This is a genomic window from Caloramator proteoclasticus DSM 10124, from assembly GCF_900129265.1.
GTDB classification, from domain to species: domain Bacteria; phylum Bacillota; class Clostridia; order Clostridiales; family Caloramatoraceae; genus Thermobrachium; species Thermobrachium proteoclasticum.
In genome coordinates, this window is the sequence record NZ_FQVG01000089.1 from 1 (window position 1) to 4,731 (window position 4,731).

At 35.3% G+C, this 4,731-nt stretch carries 5 protein-coding genes and 1 rRNA gene; 1 reads left to right on the plus strand and 5 read right to left on the minus strand.

Annotated features, from left to right (window positions below):
- The 5 genes from BUB63_RS12710 to BUB63_RS12730 all read right to left on the minus strand — a co-directional run.
- Positions 1-255: ribosomal RNA gene (locus tag BUB63_RS12710) — 16S ribosomal RNA — on the minus strand; the annotation flags it as partial.
- 831 nt (positions 256-1,086) lie between these two features.
- On the minus strand, positions 1,087-2,031 hold the full coding sequence (locus BUB63_RS12715; RefSeq protein WP_073250316.1) for a thiamine pyrophosphate-dependent enzyme: 945 nt from the start codon (positions 2,029-2,031) through the stop codon (positions 1,087-1,089).
- 11 nt (positions 2,032-2,042) lie between these two features.
- Positions 2,043-3,221, minus strand: a complete 1,179-nt coding sequence (gene porA / locus BUB63_RS12720; RefSeq protein ID WP_073250319.1) for a pyruvate ferredoxin oxidoreductase — start codon at positions 3,219-3,221, stop codon at positions 2,043-2,045.
- Positions 3,222-3,240: 19 nt separating this feature from the next.
- Complete coding sequence (locus tag BUB63_RS12725; RefSeq protein WP_027309347.1) at positions 3,241-3,546, minus strand: 4Fe-4S binding protein; 306 nt, start codon at positions 3,544-3,546, stop codon at positions 3,241-3,243.
- Complete coding sequence (locus tag BUB63_RS12730) at positions 3,539-4,117, minus strand: 2-oxoacid:acceptor oxidoreductase family protein (protein WP_027309346.1); 579 nt, start codon at positions 4,115-4,117, stop codon at positions 3,539-3,541. Before BUB63_RS12730 ends, BUB63_RS12725 begins: the two co-directional genes overlap by 8 nt.
- A gap of 400 nt (positions 4,118-4,517) precedes the next feature.
- Between BUB63_RS12730 and BUB63_RS12735 the strand changes: the two genes are divergently transcribed.
- The coding region (locus BUB63_RS12735; protein ID WP_035166648.1) for a transposase family protein at positions 4,518-4,731 on the plus strand (214 nt) is incomplete at its 3' end.

Below are 4,731 nucleotides of genomic sequence, written 5' to 3' on the forward strand. Positions count from 1 at the left end.
ACTAGCTAATGGGCCGCGGGCCCATCCTTGAGCGGAATTAACCTTTGGCTAAGACGCCATGCAGCTTCTTAGCGTTATGCGGTATTAGCAGGCCTTTCGACCTGTTATCCCCCTCTCAAGGGCAGGTTACCCACGTGTTACTCACCCGTCCGCCGCTGAGGTTCAAAAAGCAAGCTCCTATCCCCTCCGCTCGACTTGCATGTGTTAGGCACGCCGCCAGCGTTCGTCCTGAGCCAGGATCAAACTCTCATGTTATAACCTAGCTTCTTATTTGGTACGTTCGCTCTCGCTGTTCAGTTTTCAAGGACCGTTGACGCTTATTCATATTATCACGTCTTTTTTATTATGTCAACTATTTTTTTGTTTTTTATTTCGTCGCCCTCGCGACGACTTCTATATAATAACATACAATAAAAATATATTGTAATTGTAGTTTTTGATTAGATGAAATTAAATATATAATTACTATACTTTTTGTGTATTTTCTCTAATTTTCTTGTATCGATATACCCGGATTAGTTGACTTTACATTTTTTATTATTAGCCCTAATCCTTTATATTATTCATATTAAAGAAATTATTTTTTACCTATCAAATATCATTCATAATCTAAAATAAAACAATCTAAAATAATTTGAATAAAACATTATGTTTTTCAACTATTTTCTTATAGGTCATACTAAATTAAAAATATTTACTTTTCTATTTAAAATTATAATTTGCAACTAATTATAGATTGATTATTCGTCTAAAATATAAAAAACAGTCTATAAAACAAACTAAATAGAATTAAAATTTAAAAAATATAATATCTTACTACTTACACTTATATACAAGGGGTAATACCCCACTCATTAGCACTATTTTTATACTTTAATATGTAGATTATCTCCGTAAACTCCCACGCTTAAAAGTTTATTTCATCACCATAAATGCAAATTGTGCAGCTAATTTCAGCTTATTTTTAGCTATATAATTTTTTATTTCCATATTTATTTACTTCCACTTTAAGTTACAAATTATATAACTATCACTAAAGTAAAAACACCCAAAGGTTTTTATCCTTTAGGTGTTTTTTGTTTATTATTATTTTTCGCCACAAAGTTCAAGAAGTCTTTCCCATCTTCTATCTACTTCTTCTTGAATCTTAGCAACTATATGTTCATTTTCTGGCTTTAATAGGTGCTTAAATCTTCCTTGAAGTTTTAGCCATTCAGTTATTGGCTTCTTTTCTGCTGGCTTGTAGTTTAACTTATAAACTCCATTTTCAACTTCATATAGTGGCCAGAAGCATGTTTCAACAGCAGCCTTAACAACATCAAGTTCAGTTGCTGTATCACATCTCCATCCTCTTGGACATGGAGTTAATACGTTCATAAACTTAGCACCCTTTATACTGAATGCCTTTTCTGCTTTGTTGTATAGGTCAAACATATATTTAGTTCCTGGAATTACTGGAACAGTTTGAGCAACATATGGTATATGATGTCCTACCATTATTTCAGTTAAGTCTTTTCTAAATTGTTGCTTACCTGGAACTACCTTTCCAGCTGGTGAAGTTGTTGTATCTGCACCATATGGAGTAGCTGATGATCTTTGGATACCTGTATTCATGTATGCACCATTGTCGTAGCATACATAAAGCATATCATGTCCTCTTTCCATAGCACCTGATAGTGATTGAAGACCGATATCATATGTTCCACCGTCTCCACCGAATGCTATGAACTTATATGTATCATCAACCTTACCCTTTCTTTGGAATGCTCTATAGCAAGCTTCTGCACCACTTACTGTTGCAGCTGCATTTTCAAATGCTGTGTGTATCCAAGAATCCTTCCAAGCTGTATATGGATATAGACAAGTTGAAACTTCAAGACATCCTGTAGCATTTGCAATTACTGCCTTTTCATCATCCTTAAGTGCCTTTAATATCCAATTTACTACCATTGGGGCACCGCAACCTGCACACATTCTATGTCCACCAGTTAATCTAACCTTCTTTGCTGAAAGTTCCTTTAAATTTGGCATGATGGCACCTCCTATTCTCTTACACCAATGTAGTTGTAAACTTCATACTTGCCAGTTTCAATAGCATTAAATAGGTTGCTGAAAACTTCTTCAAAATTATATGTTGTAACGTCTCTTCCGCCAAGACCATAGATGTAGTTTTGTACTATCTTTCCATCTGCCTTTCCGTACATAGCACTTACTACTTCATTGAATAATGGTCCACCTGCTGCATTGAAACCATCAACCTTATCCATTATCGCAACTGCCTTAACATTCTTTAGAGCTTCAGCTATTTCTTCAGCTGGGAATGGTCTAAATACTCTAACCTTTATTAAACCAACCTTCTTACCTTGAGCTCTTAGAGCATCTACAACAGTCTTTGCAGTACCTGCTGATGAGTTGATTAGAACTAATGCAGCTTCTGCATCTTCCATCTTGTATTCTTCGAAGAAACCATACTTTCTTCCTGTTAGTTTTTCATATTCAGCAGCAACTTCAAGAATTACCTTCTTAGCATTCTTCATTGCTTCTGCTTGTTGTCTCTTATGTTCAAAATAGTGGTTTGGTAAATCAAGTGGTCCCATTGACACAGGGTCTTGACCTATTAATGCAAATGGAGCCTTTCTTTCTTCTCCAACAAACGCCTTAACATCTGCATCATCAAGCATTTCAAGATTTTCAACAGCGTGGCTTGTTATAAATCCGTCATAACAAACCATAACTGGAAGTTGCACATCAGGATGTTCTCCTATTCTTACTGCTTGCATTAGGTTATCGTATGCTTCTTGAGCATTTTCACCATAAAGTTGTATCCAACCTGAATCTCTTGCACCCATTGAGTCTGAGTGGTCGTTATGTATATTAATTGGTCCTGAAAGTGCTCTGTTTGTTACAGCAAGAACCATTGGTAGTCTCATTGACGCACCAACATAAAGCATTTCCCACATAAGTGCAAGACCTGCTGATGCAGTAGCTGTCATAACTCTACCACCTGCAGCTGCAGCACCTATACATGCTGACATTGCACTATGTTCTGATTCAACTGGTACAAACTCAGTTGTAACCTCACCATTTGCCACAAATTGTGAGAAATATTGTGGAACTTCTGTAGATGGTGTTATAGGGAAAGCAGCAACAACATCTGGATTGATTTGTTTCATACCAAATGCAACTGCTTCATTACCACTTAATGATACTCTCTTTGCCATTGCCTAATTCCTCCCCTCATTATTCTTCTGGTACAAAGTCAAGGGCACCAAACTTACATTGTTTTGTACAAACTCCGCATCCCTTACAGTGGTCGAAATCAAATCCTACAAGCTTACCATTTTCAACCTTTATTGAGTTGTCTGGACAAACAACCCAGCAAAGTAAACAGTGCTTACATTTATCTTCATACCAAACTGGTCTCATTGCTCTCCAGTCACCAGTCTTAAAATCTTCTGCATTACCTGCATCTAAAATTACTCCACCTGGTGTAGTTTCTCTCCAAGTTGTTTCATTTGTTATGTTAACCTTTCTTTCTTTATTCATTTCCCTTCACCTCCTCAAGTGCTCTCTTAACAGCTTCCATATTCTTTGGAACAACGTGAGGTTTATTAGCAAACTTATGCTTGAATGAAGCTTCAATGTCATTTAAGAAAGTTTCAACTGGAATTACTCCTGTTATCTTAACAACAGCAGCAAGCATTGGAGTATTTGGGAAATATGCTCCAAGAGTTTCTTCTGAAATCTTTCTTGCATCTATTGTGTATACTCTACCATCGTATTTTAATTCCTTCTTAATTTCTTCTGGTGACTTTGCAGTATTAACAATTACTGCACCACCCTTTTTAAGTCCTGCTGTAACTGGTACAGCCTTAATTAATGTTTCATCAACAACAACTACATAATCTGGTTCATAAATGTTACTATGTATTGATATTGGCTCATCACTTATTCTGTTGTATGCAGTTATTGGTGCACCCATTCTTTCTGGGCCGTATTCTGGGAAACCTTGAATATACTTTCCAGTATTAAAAGCTACTTCTGCAAGTAATAGTGAAGCTGTCTTTGCCCCTTGGCCACCACGACCATGCCAACGAATTTCAACTAGCTTTGACATTAAATTATCCTCCCTTCACACTCTTTTATATAACAGAAAATTCTGAACAAGCATGTTATAGTATAATTTGTACTCCTTGTACTATAACAGCACGTAAATGCCTTATAATACAAGGCTTTTCAATACAACAGCCTGTCAATTAAAATTGTAACAGACTAAAAAAATCCTGTCAATAAACTTAACTAAAAAATTCGACTTATCTAAAAATTTGTTAATTCATTAACATTTTAATGGCAAAATAAAAGAACAAGTAAACCTTGTCCTTTTATTAAAGGTTCTATAATAAATGTTGGGGCGTAGCCCCAGCATATTTTTTTACAAAAAAATATGCACCTGTTTTAGATGCCTGGTAAAATTAAATTAACTACAAAAATATTACCTGAAAGGAGGCATCCTACAAGTGCACACTAATAATTGTATCAAAAATTTACTTGGTTTTAAAGATGTTATTATAACAAAAGTACTTGATAATGTTTGCTATGAAATTTATTTAGAAATGAAAAAGAAGCCTCATACTTGTCCTCGTTGTAATTCTGAAACTCGTAGAGTTCACGACTATAGAATTCAACGTGTTAAACATCTTCCTTTTTTCTTAAAACCTACGGTTCTTATTA

Coding starts and splice junctions, on each gene's coding strand:
- BUB63_RS12725 (WP_027309347.1), bottom strand. CDS start 3,546: ATGAATAAAGAAAGAAAGGTTAACATAACAAATGAAACAACTTGGAGA.
- BUB63_RS12715 (WP_073250316.1), bottom strand. CDS start 2,031: ATGCCAAATTTAAAGGAACTTTCAGCAAAGAAGGTTAGATTAACTGGT.
- BUB63_RS12730 (WP_027309346.1), bottom strand. CDS start 4,117: ATGTCAAAGCTAGTTGAAATTCGTTGGCATGGTCGTGGTGGCCAAGGG.
- porA (WP_073250319.1), bottom strand. CDS start 3,221: ATGGCAAAGAGAGTATCATTAAGTGGTAATGAAGCAGTTGCATTTGGT.